Consider the following 17,305-nt stretch of genomic DNA (forward strand, 5'->3'; position numbering starts at 1 on the left):
CCCACCCTCCTGGGTCCGCCCGGCCGCCGGTCGTACGGGCGGCTCAGCTCGACGAGCAGGACTCGCCGTTCAGCGTGAAGGCGTACGGCGCCGAGTTCCGGCCGCTCCAGGTGCCGAGGAAGCCGAAGGAAAGGGTGCCGTTCGCGGCAACCGACTGGTTGTAGTCGGCGGCGTCGGCGGTGACCACGCCGCCGTTCTGGCTGACGGTCGCGTCCCACATCTGGGTGACCTTCTGGCCGTCCCGGAAGGACCACTGCACCCGCCAGCCGGTCAGGGCCTGGCTGGTGGTGACGGTGACGGTGGACTGGAAGCCGTCGGTCCACTGGTTGACCAGGTCGTAGGAGACCTGGCAGGCGGCCGCCGCGGAGGGGGTGGGACTGGCGGAGGCGGTGGCGTGGTGGCCGCCGGTGCTCGCCGTGGCCGAGGAGGTGCCCTGGGGCTCCGGGTCGGGGTTCTTGTGGTCCGTCTCGCCGACGGCGGTGGCCGAGGCGGAGGGGGCGGCGGAGGCGGTGTGCGAGGGGGTCGGGTCGGCCGACGGAAGGACGGAGCCGGGGTCGGCGACCGGCTGCCGGTCGTCCTGGGAGGCGGAGGTGGTGTCGTCGCCGGAACCGCCGCCCATCGGCATCATCGACACGCCGAGCGCCACCAGCGAGATCAGCACCGCCGCGCCGAGCAGCCCGTGCCGCAGCACCTTGCCCCGGCCGCTGCCGTCCTTGGGGTCGCCGCCGTCGAGGTCGGCGGTGGCCGGGCGGCCCGCGCCGAGCCGTACCTCGGCGGCGCGGCGGCGGCGCTCCAGGTAGGCGAGGCCGCCCCAGCCGATGACCCCGCCGGCGAGTGCCGCGGGCAGTCCGCCGCCGTGCAGCCGCAGACAGGCGGCGGCCTCGGCGCACTGCACACAGGTGGCGAGGTGCCGGGAGAGGTCCTCGGGCGTGTCGGCGGAGGAGGACCGGGTGACCGCGTCGAGGAGCCGGGCGTAGCTGCGGCACTCGGCGGCCATCGGCGTGTCGAGGTGGGCGCGGTGGCAGCGGTCGCGGAAGAGTACGCGCACCTGCTCCAGCTCCTGGGCGACGACGACCGGATCGAGACCGAGCCGGCGTGCCACGGAGGGCAGCGGCAACGCCTCCACCTCGGCCAGCCACAGCAGTTCGGCGTCCGCCTCCTGCATGTCCCGCAGGCCGCGCAGCGCGACGGGACGCTGCAACGGCAGACCCGTGTAGCGCGCGGCCTTCTCGGAGTTGAGCCACAGCCGCAGGTCCGGGTCGAGCTGGTGCCCGAGCCCCTCGACCTCCCAGGCGGCCGCCGTGTTGCGCACGGCGGTGAGCAGCAGCGGGATCATCGGCAGCCGGGCGGCGCGCCGTCCTGAGCTGCGGACCGGCGCGAAGTCCGCTTCACGGGCTTCACGCATACCGAGCGTGAAAGCCTCGGTGGCCAGTTGATTGGCCGTCAGAGAGCCGGACGTGCACAGGTCGGCGTAGGAGAGCACCGCGTCCCAGCATTCGGAGAACAGCGCTGCCTCGGCGGCGTCCTGAGGGGTCGGCAGGTCTGGCATGGGTCTCCTGCATCCAAAGCGAGGTCAACTCACCGTATCGGCAACAGAGTTGGGGGGAACCTCGCGGCAGGCCCGAGCTTTTCACGTCTCCTGCACAACTGACAAGCGGCATATTCAAAACCGGTTACCGGTGGTCGTGCCACGGATTCTCCCCGTCACCCGTACCACCGGTCCCCGGCGTCACGTCAGCCGCTGCGCCCAGCTGCCCGGCCGCTCCCCGGCCGCCACCCGCTCCCGCGCGTCGAGCGCCTGCACCAGGTACGCCGACCGCGCGCGGGGATCGCGGTCACCGTACCGGGCAGACGCTGACGGCCGAAGCGGGCACCTGGCCGTGGATCGTAGTCCGGCCGGAGAACGCGCTCGTGTCCACCGTGGTCCACAACTCCGGCCCCTAGTACGGACAGCGACCGCGTTTCGACTCACCGTTCTCGCCAGTCACTTGCGGCGGCCCGCCGCAAGTCACACCTTCGTCGGCTCCGCCGCAGGCAGGCTGTCCATGAAGGAGCTGACGGAGAAGACGGCACGGCCGGGTCCGGGCGGCCCGTAGCCGGGCGGGGAGGAGAGTCCGAAGTCCTCCATCGTCTGGCGGTAGGCCTGCAGCAGCCGGATGTGGTACTCCAACGGGGCGCCCTGCGGGTTGGCCTTGCCGAGCGGGGTGGTCGGCTCCGGGCACCAGGTGGTGAAGCGGGGCGTGATGCCGTGCGACATGAAGAAGCGCAGCCCCTCGGTGGTCGACGCGATCGCCTCGTCGACCGTCTTGAAGCCGAACGGCTCGGCCATCTCCACACCGGCCACGAAGTTGGGGATCACGTTCCGTGCGCCGAAGATCTCGGCCGAGTCCAGGATCCGCTTGTGCCACTCGTCCCGGCCGACGTACCGCTCCTTGCCCGGGCAGTACATCTTGAAGAGGTACTCGTCCCACACCTCGAAGTTGGGGTGGTAGATCTGCACGCCGTAGTCCTTGAACCGCTGCACGTCGTCCCGCGGCAGCGCCTGCGCGACGACCTTGCCGATCCAGCGCCCCGGGAACCGCTCCTCGATGGCCTTGGCGTAGTGCCCGTAGAAGTCGGCCTCGTCCCGCCCGGAGACGGTCTTGGTGATCGCACCGCCGGTCAGCGTGTAGGCGGTGGACGCCTTCGCGGTGTCGTACCGGTCGATGATCTCCAGGGCTTCGAGGACCTCCTCGACGTCCTTCACACCCGTGTACGGCCGCCCGGCCGCCTTGTGCTGGCGCCAGTTGTGGTTGATGTCGCAGTACTGGCACTCCTCCTTGGCGCCGAAGTACTGGCAGACCCGGAAGACGGTGAGGTAGATCAGATAGCCCCACTGGATGGTCGGGGCGACCTCCATCACGGACTTCCCGTTGGAGAGCTTGTGCCGGTAGTACTCCGGCATCGGCGGCACGCCGACGTCGGCGATCCGCTTCCCGTCGAGGTAGAGGCCCAGCACGCCCTCGTCGTCGGCGGCCACGCGGTACGGCGAGGTGGGGTTCACCCGCACCGACACCACGGTCCGGCGCAGGTCGTACGGCCCGCCGGTGAGGATGATCTCCTCCGGCGGCCGGCGCAGCGCGGCCTCGCCCAGCTCGGGCAGGGTGCCGTGGTCGAAGGAGAAGATGAAGTACGACTTCGGCTTGACCTCGCCCCCCTCGTTGTCGCTCAGCGCGGAGGGGTCGAAGGCCACACCGCCCCGGAGCAGGTCCTCCTTGAAGACGGCTTCCCGTGGTACGTGCGGAAACCTCTCCATCAGATCCTCGACCAGCGCGGTACGGCTGCCCATCCGTGTCTCCTCCCGGCTCAGGCGTTCGGCTCCTCACGTTATGCCCCCGCTCGGCCGTCAGCCGTGCCGGGTCCCCTCACGGCGCGCGATGTGTCCCGGTACGGGGGTGTTCGGGGGCAAAGCGGGATCCGTCACAGGTGCGCCCCAGGCCGAGGTCAGCGGCAGGACACCGGCCCACAGCCCCAGCTCCGCGTCCGGTCCGTCACCGTCGTCCGGCGCTCCGGTACGGATCTTCACGGAGGCCTCCTCCAGGGAGAGGGCGAGGAGCGTGGTGGCGGCCAGCTCCCTGCGGTTCGGGCGGCGGGCGTACGACCACTGGCCCGGGGCCGCGTGTTCGGAGAGCAGGCGCAGGCCCGCGAGCTTCTCCTCGGGGTCGGTCACCTTGCGGGCGGTGCCGTGGACCATCGCGCTGCGGTAGTTGACGCCGTGCTCGAAGACGGACCGCGCCAGCACCAGGCCGTCGACGTGCGTGACGGTGACACAGACCAGGGTCCCGCCCGCGAGGCTGCGGCTGGCGACCGAGCCGTGCAGATAGAGCCGCCGCCCGTCCCGCCCGTACACCGTCGGCACGACCAGCGGGTGCCCCTCGACCACCACCCCCAGATGACAGACGAACCCGGCGTCGAGAATCGCCTCCAGCTCGGCCCGGTCGAGACTGCCCTGCTCGCGCAGCCGGCGGTGGCGGGTGCGGTCGGTCACGGGAAGGTGCGGGGAGAGCGAGTCAGAGACCATGGCCGCACGCTACCGATATCGCATGGGAATGGCCATGGCATGGCCTGTTACGACAGCCATCGGCGCGCGATGCAACGAAATCCGTAGATCGCTCCGGCGTTCCACCGCCGGCGTCAGCCGTCGCCGTCAACCGCCGGCGGCCCGCCGCGTCGACTCCCGCAACACCACATGCGTCCCCAGCACCAGATGCTGCCCGTCCGGCAGTTCGTCGCGGTGCAGGGCTAGCCGGACGGCTGCGCGGCCCAGTTCCTCCTGGGGTACGTGGACCGTGGTGAGCGTCGGATAGACGTCCCGGGCGACCGGGATGTCGTCGTACCCGGCCACCGCGATGTCGTCGGGGATGCGGCGGCCGGACTCCCGTACCGCCTGGATCACGCCCGTGGCGATCATGTCGGTGGCGGCGAAGACCGCCGTGAACTCCCGCCCGGAGGTGAGGAGTTCACGGGCCGCCTGGTAGCCGTAGGAGCGGGAGAAGACGCCGTCGAGGATCAGGTCCGGGTCGGGGGCGAGGCCGAGGAGCTCGTGGGCACGGGTGAAGCCGGCGACGCGCTGGGCGCTGGTGGACAGGCCGGGGACCCGGCCCAGGTAGGCGATGCGCCGGTGGCCGCCGGAGAGCAGGTGGCTGGTGAGGGCGAAGGCGCCGCCCTCGTTGTCGTAGTCGACGACCGTGGCCGGGACGCCCGGGCCGAGCGGCGGGCGGCCGACGAGGACCAGCCGGGAGCCGGACCGGTCCAGGGCGTGCGCGAAGTGGGTCATGCGGTCGTGGTAGGCCTTGTCCTCCAGGGCGCCGCCCACCACGATCACCGCGTCGGCCCGCTGCTCCCGCATGGTCTCCACGACGGCGAGGATGCGCCGCGGGTCGCCGTGCGTGGTGCAGAGCATGCACAGCCGGCCCTCCGCCGAGGCCTGCTCCTCGACCCCGCGGGCGATGTGCGCGTAGAAGGGACCGGTGACGTCGTCCACGACGAAGGCGACGGTCTTGTTGGTGGCACCGCCGAGCGCGCGGGCGTGTGCGTTGACCACGTAGTCCAGCTCGCGCATCGCCTTGAGGACCTTGGCGCGGGTGGTGGCGGCGACCGGGTAGGTGCCGCCGAGGACCCGGGAGACGGTCGACGCGGAGACCCCGGCCCGCGCGGCCACGTCCCGTACCGTCGAGGCGTCCCCGTTCGGCGCCGGCTGCGTCCTCTTCGCCACCGCTCGGCCCCCCTTCGTCATGTGTTCAGGTCACCCTACGAGACGGCCGGAGGCACCCGGCGGACGGCCCGTCACGCGGCCCGCTCCAGGACCGAGTGGTCGACCGCGTACCGCAGTCCGTCGCCGGTCAGCAGCCGTCCGGCCTCCTCCGCGACGGTGAGCCCGAGCCTTGCCACCTCGTTGCCCTGGGAGCCGGCCAGGTGCGGGGTGAGGAAGGCGCCCGGGAGGTCGAAGAGCGGGGAGTCGGCGGGCAGCGGCTCGGGGTCGGTCACGTCGAGGATCGCGGTCAGGCGGCCGGTGCGCAGCTCCTCGATCAGGGCGTCGTGGTCGAGGAGGGAGCCGCGCGCGGTGTTGATCAGGACCGAACCGGCCGGCATCAGGGAGAGTTCGCGGGCGCCGAGGAGGTGCCGGGTCTCCGGGGTCTGGGGAGCGTGCACGGTGACGATGTCCGAGGTGCGCAGCAGCTCGTCAAGCGGCAGCAGGGGGACGCCGAGCCGGGCGGCCTCCGCCTCGTCCACGTAGGGGTCGGCGAGACCGACCGACAGGTCGTACGGGCGCAGGAGTTCGAGGAGCCGGCGGCCGATGCGGGAGGCGCCGACGATGCCGACCCGGCGGTGGAAGTTGCCGATGCCGGGGACGATGTCGCCGTACGGGAAGGCGCGGCGGGTGCGCAGCAGGTCACGGAAGGCGAAGACGTCCTTCCCGGCGAGCAGGATCATCGCGAGGGTGTACTCGGCGACCGGCAGTGCGTTGGCGGCGGCGGCCGAGGAGACGACGATGCCGCGCCGCCAGACCTCGGACGTGGTGAAGCCCTTGACCGAGCCGGCCGCGTGCAGCACCGCCCGCAGTTTCGGCGCCGCGTCCAGGGCGGCCGCGTCCAGGACCGGGCAGCCCCAGCCGGTGACCAGGACCTCGGTGCGGGCGAGCGCCTCCCGTACCCGGGGATCGGTGAAGTCGTGCGCCACCAGAGTGGGATCGATTTCTACGTACTCGCACAGTCGGGCGAGCACCTCCGGCGGAAAGATGTGCGGCACGTTCTGGGCAGTCATGGCGAACAGTGCCTGGGGACGCTCGGGCAAGGAAGTGACCTTCCGGCTCGGTGACGCGCGGATAGCAACCGGTCTCTACCGTAGGTCTCGGCGAATGAGAGGGTCAATGGACAGGCACCCCCCGGAGGGGACGGACACTTCCCGGAGAACGACGGACACTCCCCGGAGGACGACAGGAATGGGACGGCAGAGATGACGGATCCGGTGCAGACGGTCACCAACTGGGCGCGCAACATCACGTACACCGCCAAGGAGTTCCATCGCCCGGACTCCCTCGACGAGCTCCGGTCGCTGGTGGCCGGCAGTGCGCGGGTACGGGTGCTGGGCAGCGGGCACTCCTTCAACCGCATCGCCGACCCGGGCCCGGAGGGTGTGCTGGTCTCGATCGCCGGGCTGCCGCCGGCCGTCGAGGTGGACACGGCGGCCCGTACGGTCCGGGTCGCGGGCGGGGTGCGCTACGCCGAGCTGGCCCGCGCGGTGCACGCGCGGGGACTCGCGCTGCCCAACATGGCCTCACTGCCGCACATCTCGGTGGCCGGCTCGGTCGCCACCGGCACCCATGGCTCGGGCGTGGCCAACGGGTCGCTCGCGGCGCCCGTACGGGAGGTGGAGCTGGTCCTCGCCGACGGCTCGACGGCGAGGATCGCGCGGGGGGACGCGGGGTTCGACGGGGCGGTGACGTCGCTGGGGGCGCTGGGTGCCGTCACCGCTCTCACCCTGGACCTGGAGGCGGCATATGACATGGCGCAGACTGTATACACCGAACTGCCGCTGGACGGCCTCGACTTCGCAGCGGTGTCCGGGGCCGCCTACAGCGTGAGCCTGTTCACCGACTGGCGGGAGCCGGGCTTCAGGCAGGTGTGGGTGAAGCGGCGCACCGACCGGCCGGCCGTGGACTTCGGGTGGGCCGCGCCGGCGACCGAGGCGATGCACCCGGTGCCGGGCATGCCGGCGGGCAACTGCACCCAGCAGTTCGGGGTGCCGGGGCCCTGGCACGAGCGGCTGCCGCACTTCCGGGCGGAGTTCACGCCGAGCAGCGGGGACGAGCTCCAGTCGGAGTACCTGCTGCCGAGGCCGGCGGCCGTGGCCGCACTGCACGCCGTCGACGGGATCCGGCAGACGGTCTCCCCCGTCCTGCAGACCTGCGAGGTGCGGACCATCGCCGCCGATCCGCAGTGGCTCAGCCCCGCCCACGGCCGCGACTCCGTCGCCCTGCACTTCACCTGGGTGGACGACCTGACGGCGGTGCTGCCCGTGGTGCGCCGGCTGGAGGAGGCGCTGGCGCCGTTCGACCCGCGGCCGCACTGGGGCAAGGTGCACGCCGTGCCCGGCGAGGTGCTGCGCGGCCGCTACCCGCGGCTCGCCGACTTCCGCGCCCTGGCCCGGGACCTGGACCCCGACGGGAAGTTCACGAATCCCTTCGTGGCGGATGTCCTGAACGGCTGACGGACTTAATCCAACCCTTAAGGTAATGGCTTGTCGAAAGCGCTTCCCAGGCCATAGCCTTGCGCCGCGTGAAGCACACATCACGTGACATCCGCACCGCGAACCGCTACGAGGTGCTTCGGCACATCATCGCCGAGTCTCCCACCTCCCGACAGGAGCTGGCGGCCGTCACCGGGCTGAGCCTGGCCACGGTCGCCACCCTCGTCGGGGAGCTGCTGGAGCTGCGGATGATCACGGAGGTCGGCTTCGAGGACTCCGCGGGCGGCCGCCCCCGGGGACTCGTCGCGGTCAACGCCTCGGGGGGCGCGCTGATCGGCGTCGACATCGCGGAGACGTACGTCCACGTCGAGCTGTTCGACCTCGCTCTGAACGTGATGGCCCGCGCCGAGGAGGACGTGCGCCCCGGCGAGAACCGGCCGGAGCAGGTGGTGGGCCAGGTGGCCGCTGCGGTCGGCGCGGTGGTGGCGCAGGCCGGGATCGAGGGCGCGCGGGTGCTGGGCGTCGGGGTGAGCGTGCCGGGGCAGGTGGACCGGGCCACCGGCATCGCCGAGTACGCCCCCAACTGGGACTGGCACGACGTGCCGTTGCTGCGCCTGCTGTCCGGGCACATCGCGTATCCCCTCTACCTGGACAATCCGCTGCGGGCCTGCGCGGTGGCCGAGCAGTGGTTCGGGGCGGCGCGCGGGCGCGGGGACACCGTGGTGGTGAACCTCGGAACGGGGGTCGGCGCCGGGCTCGCGCTCGGCGGCGGACTGCACCGGGGGGTCAGCAACAGCGCCGGGGAGTGGGGGCACACGACGCTCGTCCTGGACGGCCGGCTGTGCCACTGCGGCAACCACGGCTGCGTCGAGACGTACGTGGGCGCCCCCGGCATCATGCTGAACCTGCGGGAGCTGAGTCCGCAGAGCCCGCTGCTGCACCCGGAGGACCAGACGGCCACCGTGGACGCGCTGGCCCGGGGGGTGGCGGACGGTGATCCCGTCGCGGTCAAGGTCGTCCGGGACACGGCCCGTTACATCGGCGCCGGCATCGCCAACCTGGTCAATCTCCTCAATCCCGAACTGGTCGTGCTCAGCAGCTGGGTGGCCCGCCGGCTCGGTGAGCCGCTGCTGACGGAGGTGCGGGAGGCGGTGCGGCGGCACGCGCTCGGGCGGCCGTTCGCCGCCACCGAGATCGTCCTCTCCCCCATCCCCACCGACCCGGTCTGCCTGGGCGCGGCCACGTTCGCCCTGGAGGGCGCACTGCGGTCGGTGGGCCTGCGCAACGGGGGCCGCCCGGGCCGCACCGTGCCCGCATCCCGGTGACCGCCCCGGCCCCGACCGTCGACACGCTCTGCCCGGTGATCGAATCGCGGTGATCGAATAGTCCAAATCGCGGGTCGATTAATCCATTGCCGGGCTCCTCGGCGCTCTGCGACCGTCGTGGCGTAAACGCGGCCGGTCGGCCTCTCAAACCGACCGGCCGTATGTCGTGCACGGAACGAGGGGGTCCTCAGCGTGGCCGGAAGCATCGAGGTCCGCGGCCTGTCCCGCACCTTCCACACCACCGTCCGGCGCCCGGGTTTCGCGGGCGCCCTGCGCTCCCTGGTCAACCCCGAGCGCGTGGAGAAGCACGCGGTCTCCGACATCTCCTTCGACGTGGCCCCGGGCGAACTCCTCGCCCTGCTCGGCCCGAACGGCGCGGGCAAGTCGACCACCATCAAGATGCTCACCGGCATCCTCACCCCCACCTCCGGCGAGGCCCGGGTCGCGGGCGTGGTGCCGTACCGGGAGCGGGAGCGCAACGCCCGGAACATCGGCGCGGTGTTCGGGCAGCGGACCCAGCTGTGGTGGGACCTGCCGGTGCGGGAGTCGTTCGCGATCCTGCGGGACATCTACGAGGTACCGAAGGCCGAACACGCTGCGCGGCTGCGGGAGTTCGACGAACTTCTCGAACTCTCCGCCTTCTGGGACACCCGGGTGCGGCACCTCTCGCTCGGCCAGCGCGTCCGCTGCGACCTGGCCGCCGCCCTGCTCCACGATCCGCCGGTCGTCTTCCTGGACGAACCGACCATCGGCATGGACGTGGTGGTGAAGGAGCAGGTCCGCGAGTTCCTGCGATACCAGGTGGCCGAGCGCGGCCGTACCGTGCTGCTGACCACGCACGACATGACCGAGGTGGAGCGGCTCGCCGAACGGGTGGTGCTGGTCAACCACGGGCGACTGGTCCTCGACGGCACCCTGGACGAGGTCCGCCGGGACTTCGGCTCGACCTGGCAGGTGCGGGCGACCCTTGCAGACCCGCACACCCCGGTCGGCCCGCTGCCGGGCATCGCGCTGGTGAGCCATGACGGGCCCCAGGTGGTGTTCGGACCTGACGGTCCGGCCGCGCCCACCGTCCACCAGGCGCTGAAGCTGGTCATCGAGCGGTACGAGGTGACCGGTGTGGCGGTGGACGAGGCAGACCTTGAGGACGTGATGCGGGCGGCCTACGCCGAGGCCAGGGCGAAGGCCGAGGCGGCGTGATGACGACCCTGCCCTACGCCTGGCGCGCCGCCCGGGTCACCCCGCTCGGCGAGCTGTACACCCCGCCCCGCATCACCGCCGCCCTGCTGCGGCTGACCGTGCAGGTGGTGCTGGTCGCGTCCCTGTGGCACGGCCTGTACGCCCAGACCGGTACGACGGCCGGGCTCTCCCGCGACCAGGCGGTCACCTTCGCCGTACTGGCCGTACTCGCCTCCCGGCTGCGGGAGCTGGACCAGTACGCGGGCCGGGACTCGGTCGCCCAGCACATGTACTACGGCACGGTCGTCTACTGGTACCTGCGCCCGCTCTCCCCGCACCGCTACTACGCGCTGCGCGCCCTGGGCGAGCAACTGTACGGCTTCGCCTGGGCGTTGACGGGATACGCGATCTGCCTGGCGGCCGGGGTGGTCGTACCTCCCGGGTCGGCGGCCGTGGCAGGGGTGTTCGCGCTCAGCCTGCTCCTCGGCCAGTGGGTCCTGCACTACGTGATGCTGCTCATCGACCAGTTGTGCTTCTGGACGCTGCGCAACACGGCCGCCCTGCTGATCCTGATCTTCGCCCAGAACCTGATGTCCGGGGTGTACGCGCCGCTGTGGTTCTTCCCGCACTGGTTCCTGGTCCTCAGCTCCTTCCTGCCGTTCCAGGCCACGCTCAACGTGCCGCTGTCCCTGTACGTGGGCCGTATCCCGCTCTCCGAGGCGGGCTTCCAGCTCGGCGTCCAAGCCGGCTGGCTGGTGGCGCTGCGCTTCCTCACCCGGTTCCTGTGGCGGCGCGCCGCCCGTCGAGTCGTCTCCCAGGGAGGCTGAGGCCCATGAACGCCGTACGGATCATCTGGCGGGTCACGCAGCTCAACTTCCGTGCCCAGCTGGAGTACCGCACCGAGTTCCTGATGATGATCGCGATCGGCGCGGTCTGGCAGGTGTCGGTGATCGTGTTCGCGACCGTGCTGCTGACCCGGTTCGCCGGGATGGGCGGCTGGGACAGCTCGGACGTCCTGCTCATCCCGGCGACCCGGATGCTCGCCCACGGTCTGTTCGTGCTCTTCCTGGGCCGGGTGCACGGCCTGGGCCGGCACATCCAGGAAGGCAAGATCGACGCGTACCTGCTCCGCCCGCTCCCGGTCTACCGCCAGGTCCAGCTGGAGTTCTTCCCGACCAACGCGATCGGCGACCTGACCGTCGCGGTGGGCCTGATGGCGGGCGCGCTCGGCCGCAGCCACCTGGACTGGACGCCGGGCCGGATCGCGTACCTGGTCGCGGCGGTGCTCGGCGGCATGCTCCTGGAGGCCGCCCTCTTCACCGTCGTCGCCTCGGCCTCCCTGCGCTTCCCGGCCGCCGACTACTGGGGCCGCTGGCTGGAGGAGCTCCTCGGCACCTTCGGCAGCTACCCCCTCAACGTCCTGCCCAGGGCGGTCGGCGGCCTCCTCACCTACGGCCTCCCGCTCGCCTTCGTCGCCTACTTCCCGGCGGCCGTCCTCACCGGCCACGGCCACTCCACCGGCGCCCCCTACTGGCTGGCCGCCGCCTCGCCCTTCCTGGGCCTGCTCGCCTACCTGGCCGCCCGTTGGCTGTGGCGGTGGTCGCTGGGGCACTACACGGGGGTGAACGGCTGACGTTCCGCTCGTGCGTCAGCCGTGCCGCGCGCCGCGGACCGGGGTGCACAGGCCGACGGCGGCGACGAGGGTGCAGCAGGCTCCGGCCACGGCGGCCACGCGGGCGGTGCCGTACTGTTCGGCGGCCCAGGTGAGGACGGCCGCGCCGACCGGGGCGACCGAGTACTGGAGAGTCCAGTAGGCGGAGGTGACCCGGCCCAGGAGGGGCTCGGGGGTGATCTCCTGACGCAGTGACATGGAGCAGGTGCCCGCGATGCCCAGGCAGGCCAGGTAGACCGCGCTCAGGACGGCCACGGCGGGGACCGTGTGCGCCCGGCCGAGCCCGGCGAAGGCCAGTCCGCAGACCGCGGTCGAGACGATCCACGTGGGCCCGAAACCCAGCCGCCGCCGGAGCCGGGCGACCAGCAGCGCCCCGGTGATCGTGCCGACCGCGCCGACGGCCATCACCGTCCCCACCGTGCCGTCGTCGTGGCCGAGATCGTGCTTGAGGTGGTAGATGACCAGGTCGGTGACGCCGAGGCTGAGGAAGCTGAACACGGCGAGGAGACCGGCGAGCGAGCGCAGGACGGGGTGGCGGACCAGGTACGAGAGCCCGGTGCGCAGGTCTCCCCACAGACCCGTGTCCTTGACCGGCCGGTCGTCCACAGCGCGCTCCCGGACCCGCACGAAGAGGAGACAGCCCGCCGAGACCGCGTAGCTGGCCGCGTCCACGGCCACCGCGTCGGCGGGTCCGGTCCGGGCGGCCACCAGGCCCGCGCCGAGCGGTCCCAGCACGCCGGCGGCGGCCGCGGTGGCGTTCAACCGGCCGTTGGCCTCGGTCAGTCGGCCGGGCCCGACGAGTCCGCGGACGACGGTGACGTATCCGACGGCGAAGAGCATGCCGACGGCCTCGCACAGGGGCAGGACCGCGTACAGCAGCCAGAGGTGCGGTCCGGTGAGCCAGACGAGCGGGACCAGCCCGTAGAGGACCATGCGGACCAGGTCACAGGCGATGAGGAGCTTCCGGCGGTCGACCCGGTCCACGACCACACCGGAGAAGACCGCCGCCAGCACCATCGCGACACCGCCGACGCCGGTGAGCAGCCCCATCCGGGCCACCGAGCCGGTCGCCTGGAGGACCAGCAGGGGCAGTGCGACCAGGCTGAAGGAGTCACCGAGGACGGACAGGGTCTGGGCGAGCCAGAAGAACCCGAAGTCCCGCTGCCTCCACAGCGGTTGACCGTCCGCCGTCCGCTGCCGTGCCGCCCGTGTCACGCGCCGCGCCCCGTTCGCCACGGCTCCCCCTTCCGTCTCCCGGCAACCTTATGGCGCTACCCCGGCCGGGCGCGCCGCGATAAATCCCATGACGGTCGAAACCTAGAGGCCATAGGATTCTGTCTAGGAGTACCAGGGGAGGCAGCACATGGCCCGTGCCGGAATCACCGCCGACCGGCTGGTCGCCGCGGCGGCCGAGATGGCCGACGAGGCCGGGTTCGAGCAGGTCTCGCTGTCCGCGCTGGCCCGGCGCTTCGGTGTGCGGGACGCGAGTCTCTACTCGCACGTCCGCAGCCTCCAGGACCTGCGCCACCGGCTCGCGCTCCTGGCGGGCGGCGAGATGATCGACCGGATCGGCGTCGCCGTGGCCGGACGGTCGGGGCGGGACGCGCTGGCCGCCTACGCCGACGCCTACCGGGCGTACGCCCTCGCCCACCCCGGGCGCTACGCGGCCACCCAGATCCGCATCGACCCCACGCTCGTCGACCCCGACAACCCCGCCATGCGCCGCACCGTGGAGATCACCTACGGCATGCTGCGCGGCTACGGCCTGGCCGAACCCGATCTCACCGACGCCGTACGCCTGTTGCGCGCCACCTTCCACGGCTACTGCGCCCTGGAGGCCTGCGGCGGCTTCAACGCCCCGCGCGAGGTCCGCGCCTCCTGGGACCGGGCGATCGACGCTCTGCACATCGCACTGGAGAACTGGCCCCGCGAGGAGACCGACCACCATGTCTGACCTGTACTACGACGTCACCGGCAGCGGCCCCGTGCTGCTCGTGCTCCCCGGCGGGGCGGGGCACCCCATGGGTCTGGGCCCGCTCACCGAACGCCTCGCCCCGCACTTCACGGTCGTGACGTACGACCCGCTGGGCCTCGCCCACGGCCGGCTGGGCGACCCGGTAGCCGACCAGGCCGTGGCGGACTGGAGCGAGGGCGCGCACCGGGTGCTGGAGGAGGTACTGGCGCAGGACGAGGGCGAGTCTGCGTACGTCTTCGGTACCAGCGCCGGCGGTATCACCGCCCTCGACCTGCTGGCCCGCCACCCGGACCGGCTCCGGCACGTCATCGCGCACGAGCCGCCGTGCGTCACCCTGCTGCCGGACGGCGAGCGGCTGCGCACCGAGCTCGTCGAGCAGCTCGACGCCGCCCGCCCGGCCCCCGGGACCCCGATGGCCGTCTTCCTCGCGCACGTCCTCCGCCCCTTCACCACCTACCGCCCACCGGGCGCGCTGGCCCGCCTCACGATCGCGGCCGGAATCGACTCGAAGGGCCAACTCCTGTACCGCACGGCGGAGTTCGTGGCCGAGCACACCGGCGCGGCTTTCACGGAGTTACCCGGCGGCCACCTCGGCGTCCTCGAGGACCCGGCCGGGTTCGCCGACCAGGTCAGGGAGACGCTGCTCGGGACCGGGTGACACCGCCGGGATGGCAGAGAGCGACCGGCCGCACACCTGGAATGCAGCGGCGGAGGAGGCGTGACTAAGGTGGACAGTAGGTCTTCACCGAGGGCCTGACCCAGGGCGCAGGCTCCGTCGGCCACCGCACGGCGGAGGCGCATCGCGATGCTCGTCAGCCTTGTGCGCTCGGCGCCATGCCCTTCCCGGACTTCCCGATCATGCCGTTCTCGGATTTCCCCAGGGAGCATTCCCATGGCTGCTCAGACCGCCTCGATCGTCCTCGAACCCGAAGCACGGGCACTCGCCGAAGCAACCTCGCACCACCCGTTCCTGTACGAGCTGGATCCCGCCGCCGCGCGCAAGGTCCTCGACGACCTCCAGGCCGCACCGATCGACAAACTGCCGGTCGACGAGGAGTGGATCACCGTGCCGGCCGCCGTGGGCGACGTACGGGTACGCATCGTCAAGCCGCAGGGCGCCACCGGAATGCTGCCCGTCGTGCTGTACATGCACGGCGGCGGCTGGGTACTGGGCAACGCCGGCACCCACGACCGCCTGGTGCGGGAGCTGGCGGTCGGCGCACAAGCGGCCGTGGCCTTCGTGGAGTACACACCGTCACCCGATGCCCACTACCCGGTGGCCATCGAGCAGGGCTACGCCGCCGCCCAGTGGATCGTCCGCGAGGGAGCGTCCAAGGGGCTGGACGCACAGCGCATGGCGGTGGCGGGGGAATCGGTGGGCGGGAACATGACGGCCGCACTCGCCCTCATGGCCAAGGAGCGCGGTGACGTCACGTTCGTCCAGCAGTCGATGTACTACCCGGTCACGGACGCGGCCATGAACACCGGTTCCTACGACCAGTTCGCCACCGGCTACTACCTGAGCCGCAAGCTGATGGAGTGGTTCTGGGACGCCTACGCGCCCGACCCGGACCAGCGCGCGGAGATCACCGCCTCTCCCAACCACGCCACCACCGAGCAGCTCTCCGGCCTGCCGCCCGCTCTGCTGATCGTCGACGAGGCCGACGTGCTGCGCGACGAGGGCGAGGCGTACGCCGCCAAGCTCCGGGCGGCCGACGTCCCGGTGACCACGGTGCGCTACGACGGCACGGTCCACGACTTCATGCTGCTCAACTCGCTCAGCAAGTCCGAGGCCGCCCGTGGCGCCATCGACCAGGCCACGGCGTTCCTGCGCAATGCCGTCGGACCCGACCAGGCCTGACGGAGACGTTCACACGCACGGCAACCTTCCGGGACCCGGCGGCGACCACAGGGCATGACTTCTGCACCACGCACCACACGTCACCGCCGGGTCCACGCCTACCGCAAGCCCGCGATCGGGCTCCTCGCCGCCGGCGGTCTGCTGGCCGGCGCCTGGTACGCCACCGCCGGCGCGGCGACGACCCCGGACCTGAAGGTCACGTCCACGGCGGTGAGTCTCGGCGCCAAGTACCCCTACCTCTCAGCGGGTTACAACAACACCCGGGAATGGAACAGAACCGCCACCGCGGTCGCCCCCGACGGCACGCTCCGGGTCGCCTGGCCCGCCGCCGACGGCGTGCACGTCACCCCGCTGACCGCGGCCGGCAAGCGGTCCGGCGCCGACACGGTCGTCAAGGGCGCGAAGGAGGTGGGCGGTCTGGTCGCCCACACCAACGGGTTCGCGCTGCTCACCCGGGTCGCCGACACCAACAAGTGGAAGGAGACGGCCGCCGCGATCGTCCGGTACACGGGCGGAAAGAGAACCTGGACCAACAAGCTCACCGGCACCGCCTCCCATGACACCTCCCCCACCCTCGACGGCCAGCTCACCTGGAACGGCTCCAAGTACGGCGCCTACTTCGTGGTGCACGGCGCGGGCGGCTTCGCCGACGGGCACTTCGGCGACAAGCTGTCGTACGTCAGCGCGGGGGGCAAGAAGCTGAGCGGCGGCTGGAGTTGGGGGTGCAGCCACAACGAGGGCATCGCCCTGCACGCCGAGACCTCCGGCGCCTTCACCTCGCTCTGCTTCGACGACTGGCGCTCGGGCCTGTTCGTCTCCACCGGCATCGGCGCCCCGGACGTGGCCCCGGTCGTCCAGCGGGAGCAGTGCTGGGCAGGGTACTGCGGTGGTACCTTCCCCGGCCGCACCGGCGACCTGGTGAAGTCGTCCACCGGCAGGTACGCGACCGCCTTCGCCTCCCGGGGCGCTGCCTCCGCCAAGAAGAACCCGGACGACAGCAGCGGCCGGGGCTGGACGGTCACCCCGAAGACCGCCACCCACCAGGTCGCCATCGCGTTCCTGAAGAACCGCAACTCCGGTCCCGGCAAGGCGATCTACCTCACCAGCTCCAAGACCGTCGAGAACGTCAACGTGCACCTCGCGCCCTACGGCAAGGACAAGCTCCTGCTCTCCTGGGAGTCCCTGAAGAACGCCAGGTGCTCGGCCGGCACCTGCACCGGCACCTTCACGGGCACGCATCTGCGGCTGGTCGACTGGAACGGCAGGTTCGTCAGCGCCGGCAAGGTGGTGAGCGCACGGTTCACCGGTGACATCGCGGTCCTCAAGGACGGCTCCCTCACTTGGGCCTACGCACCCGTGACCCCGACCTACGGCACCCCGCTCAGCGGGGCCTCACCGACCACGACGACGCTGCGGATCGCCCGTCTCACCCCCTGACGCGGGCCGCCGTACCGAGCGACTCCGCAATCCGGCGCATGGCCTCGACGGGCAGCGCCGGATTGCGGGCGTCGTTCTCGGCGGCGCCGCCGCGCAGCAGCTGCGTCAGCATCCTTACTGGCAGCAGC

General features: G+C 71.8%; 16 protein-coding genes. 9 read left to right on the forward strand and 7 right to left on the reverse strand.

The window, feature by feature from the left end; genetic code table 11:
- Positions 1-43: 43 nt before the first annotated feature.
- From ACFWPS_RS47815 to ACFWPS_RS47835, 5 genes are all read right to left on the reverse strand, one after another.
- Positions 44-1,549, reverse strand: a complete 1,506-nt coding sequence (locus ACFWPS_RS47815; protein WP_383718944.1) for a cellulose binding domain-containing protein — start codon at positions 1,547-1,549, stop codon at positions 44-46.
- Between the two features lie 459 nt (positions 1,550-2,008).
- Entirely contained in the window at positions 2,009-3,328 is a 1,320-nt protein-coding gene (locus ACFWPS_RS47820) for a radical SAM protein (RefSeq protein ID WP_383718946.1), read from the reverse strand.
- A gap of 57 nt (positions 3,329-3,385) precedes the next feature.
- Positions 3,386-4,060 carry a pyridoxamine 5'-phosphate oxidase family protein gene (locus ACFWPS_RS47825; RefSeq protein WP_383718949.1) on the reverse strand — a complete coding sequence of 225 codons (675 nt, stop codon included), beginning with the start codon at positions 4,058-4,060 and terminating at the stop codon, positions 3,386-3,388.
- Positions 4,061-4,186: 126 nt separating this feature from the next.
- A complete protein-coding gene (locus ACFWPS_RS47830; protein WP_383718952.1) occupies positions 4,187-5,254 on the reverse strand; it encodes a LacI family DNA-binding transcriptional regulator in 1,068 nt (355 codons plus the stop codon).
- Positions 5,255-5,325: 71 nt separating this feature from the next.
- A complete protein-coding gene (locus ACFWPS_RS47835; RefSeq protein WP_383718955.1) occupies positions 5,326-6,333 on the reverse strand; it encodes a hydroxyacid dehydrogenase in 1,008 nt (335 codons plus the stop codon).
- 162 nt (positions 6,334-6,495) lie between these two features.
- Here ACFWPS_RS47835 and ACFWPS_RS47840 point away from each other — a divergent pair, with 162 nt between their 5' ends.
- The 5 genes from ACFWPS_RS47840 to ACFWPS_RS47860 all read left to right on the forward strand — a co-directional run bounded on the left by ACFWPS_RS47840 (position 6,496) and on the right by ACFWPS_RS47860 (position 11,865).
- Complete coding sequence (locus ACFWPS_RS47840) at positions 6,496-7,749, forward strand: FAD-binding protein (RefSeq protein ID WP_383718958.1); 1,254 nt, start codon at positions 6,496-6,498, stop codon at positions 7,747-7,749.
- A 68-nt stretch (positions 7,750-7,817) separates the two neighbouring features.
- Entirely contained in the window at positions 7,818-9,053 is a 1,236-nt protein-coding gene (locus ACFWPS_RS47845) for an ROK family transcriptional regulator (protein ID WP_383718960.1), read from the forward strand.
- 192 nt (positions 9,054-9,245) lie between these two features.
- Positions 9,246-10,253 (forward strand): ATP-binding cassette domain-containing protein, encoded by a 1,008-nt coding sequence (locus ACFWPS_RS47850; protein WP_383718963.1) that lies wholly within the window; start codon positions 9,246-9,248, stop codon positions 10,251-10,253.
- Complete coding sequence (locus ACFWPS_RS47855) at positions 10,253-11,059, forward strand: ABC transporter permease (RefSeq protein ID WP_383718966.1); 807 nt, start codon at positions 10,253-10,255, stop codon at positions 11,057-11,059. The genes ACFWPS_RS47850 and ACFWPS_RS47855 overlap by 1 nt, the downstream gene beginning before the upstream one ends.
- 5 nt (positions 11,060-11,064) lie before the next feature.
- Entirely contained in the window at positions 11,065-11,865 is an 801-nt protein-coding gene (locus ACFWPS_RS47860; RefSeq protein WP_383718969.1) for an ABC transporter permease, read from the forward strand.
- 15 nt (positions 11,866-11,880) lie between these two features.
- On the opposite strand, the gene ACFWPS_RS47865 is transcribed toward ACFWPS_RS47860, so the two are convergent.
- Positions 11,881-13,140 carry an MFS transporter gene (locus ACFWPS_RS47865; RefSeq protein WP_383718971.1) on the reverse strand — a complete coding sequence of 420 codons (1,260 nt, stop codon included), beginning with the start codon at positions 13,138-13,140 and terminating at the stop codon, positions 11,881-11,883.
- A 127-nt stretch (positions 13,141-13,267) separates the two neighbouring features.
- Between ACFWPS_RS47865 and ACFWPS_RS47870 the strand changes: the two genes are divergently transcribed.
- The 4 genes from ACFWPS_RS47870 (at position 13,268) to ACFWPS_RS47885 (ending at position 17,177) form a co-directional block, all read left to right on the forward strand.
- Positions 13,268-13,858 (forward strand): TetR/AcrR family transcriptional regulator, encoded by a 591-nt coding sequence (locus ACFWPS_RS47870; RefSeq protein WP_383718974.1) that lies wholly within the window; start codon positions 13,268-13,270, stop codon positions 13,856-13,858.
- Positions 13,851-14,537, forward strand: coding sequence for an alpha/beta fold hydrolase (locus tag ACFWPS_RS47875; protein ID WP_383718976.1), 687 nt, complete (start codon positions 13,851-13,853; stop codon positions 14,535-14,537). The genes ACFWPS_RS47870 and ACFWPS_RS47875 overlap by 8 nt, the downstream gene beginning before the upstream one ends.
- A gap of 234 nt (positions 14,538-14,771) precedes the next feature.
- Positions 14,772-15,740 (forward strand): alpha/beta hydrolase, encoded by a 969-nt coding sequence (locus ACFWPS_RS47880; RefSeq protein ID WP_383718979.1) that lies wholly within the window; start codon positions 14,772-14,774, stop codon positions 15,738-15,740.
- A 54-nt stretch (positions 15,741-15,794) separates the two neighbouring features.
- The gene (locus tag ACFWPS_RS47885) at positions 15,795-17,177 is read left to right on the forward strand and encodes a hypothetical protein (protein ID WP_383718982.1); all 1,383 of its coding nucleotides are present in this window, start codon (positions 15,795-15,797) and stop codon (positions 17,175-17,177) included.
- Here the strand turns inward: ACFWPS_RS47885 and ACFWPS_RS47890 are convergent.
- Complete coding sequence (locus ACFWPS_RS47890; RefSeq protein WP_383718984.1) at positions 17,167-17,289, reverse strand: hypothetical protein; 123 nt, start codon at positions 17,287-17,289, stop codon at positions 17,167-17,169. The two genes, ACFWPS_RS47885 and ACFWPS_RS47890, sit on opposite strands and share 11 nt — an antisense overlap.
- Between the last annotated feature and the right edge of the window lie 16 nt (positions 17,290-17,305).

The organism is Streptomyces sp. NPDC058457, assembly GCF_042720695.1.
GTDB lineage: Bacteria > Actinomycetota > Actinomycetes > Streptomycetales > Streptomycetaceae > Streptomyces.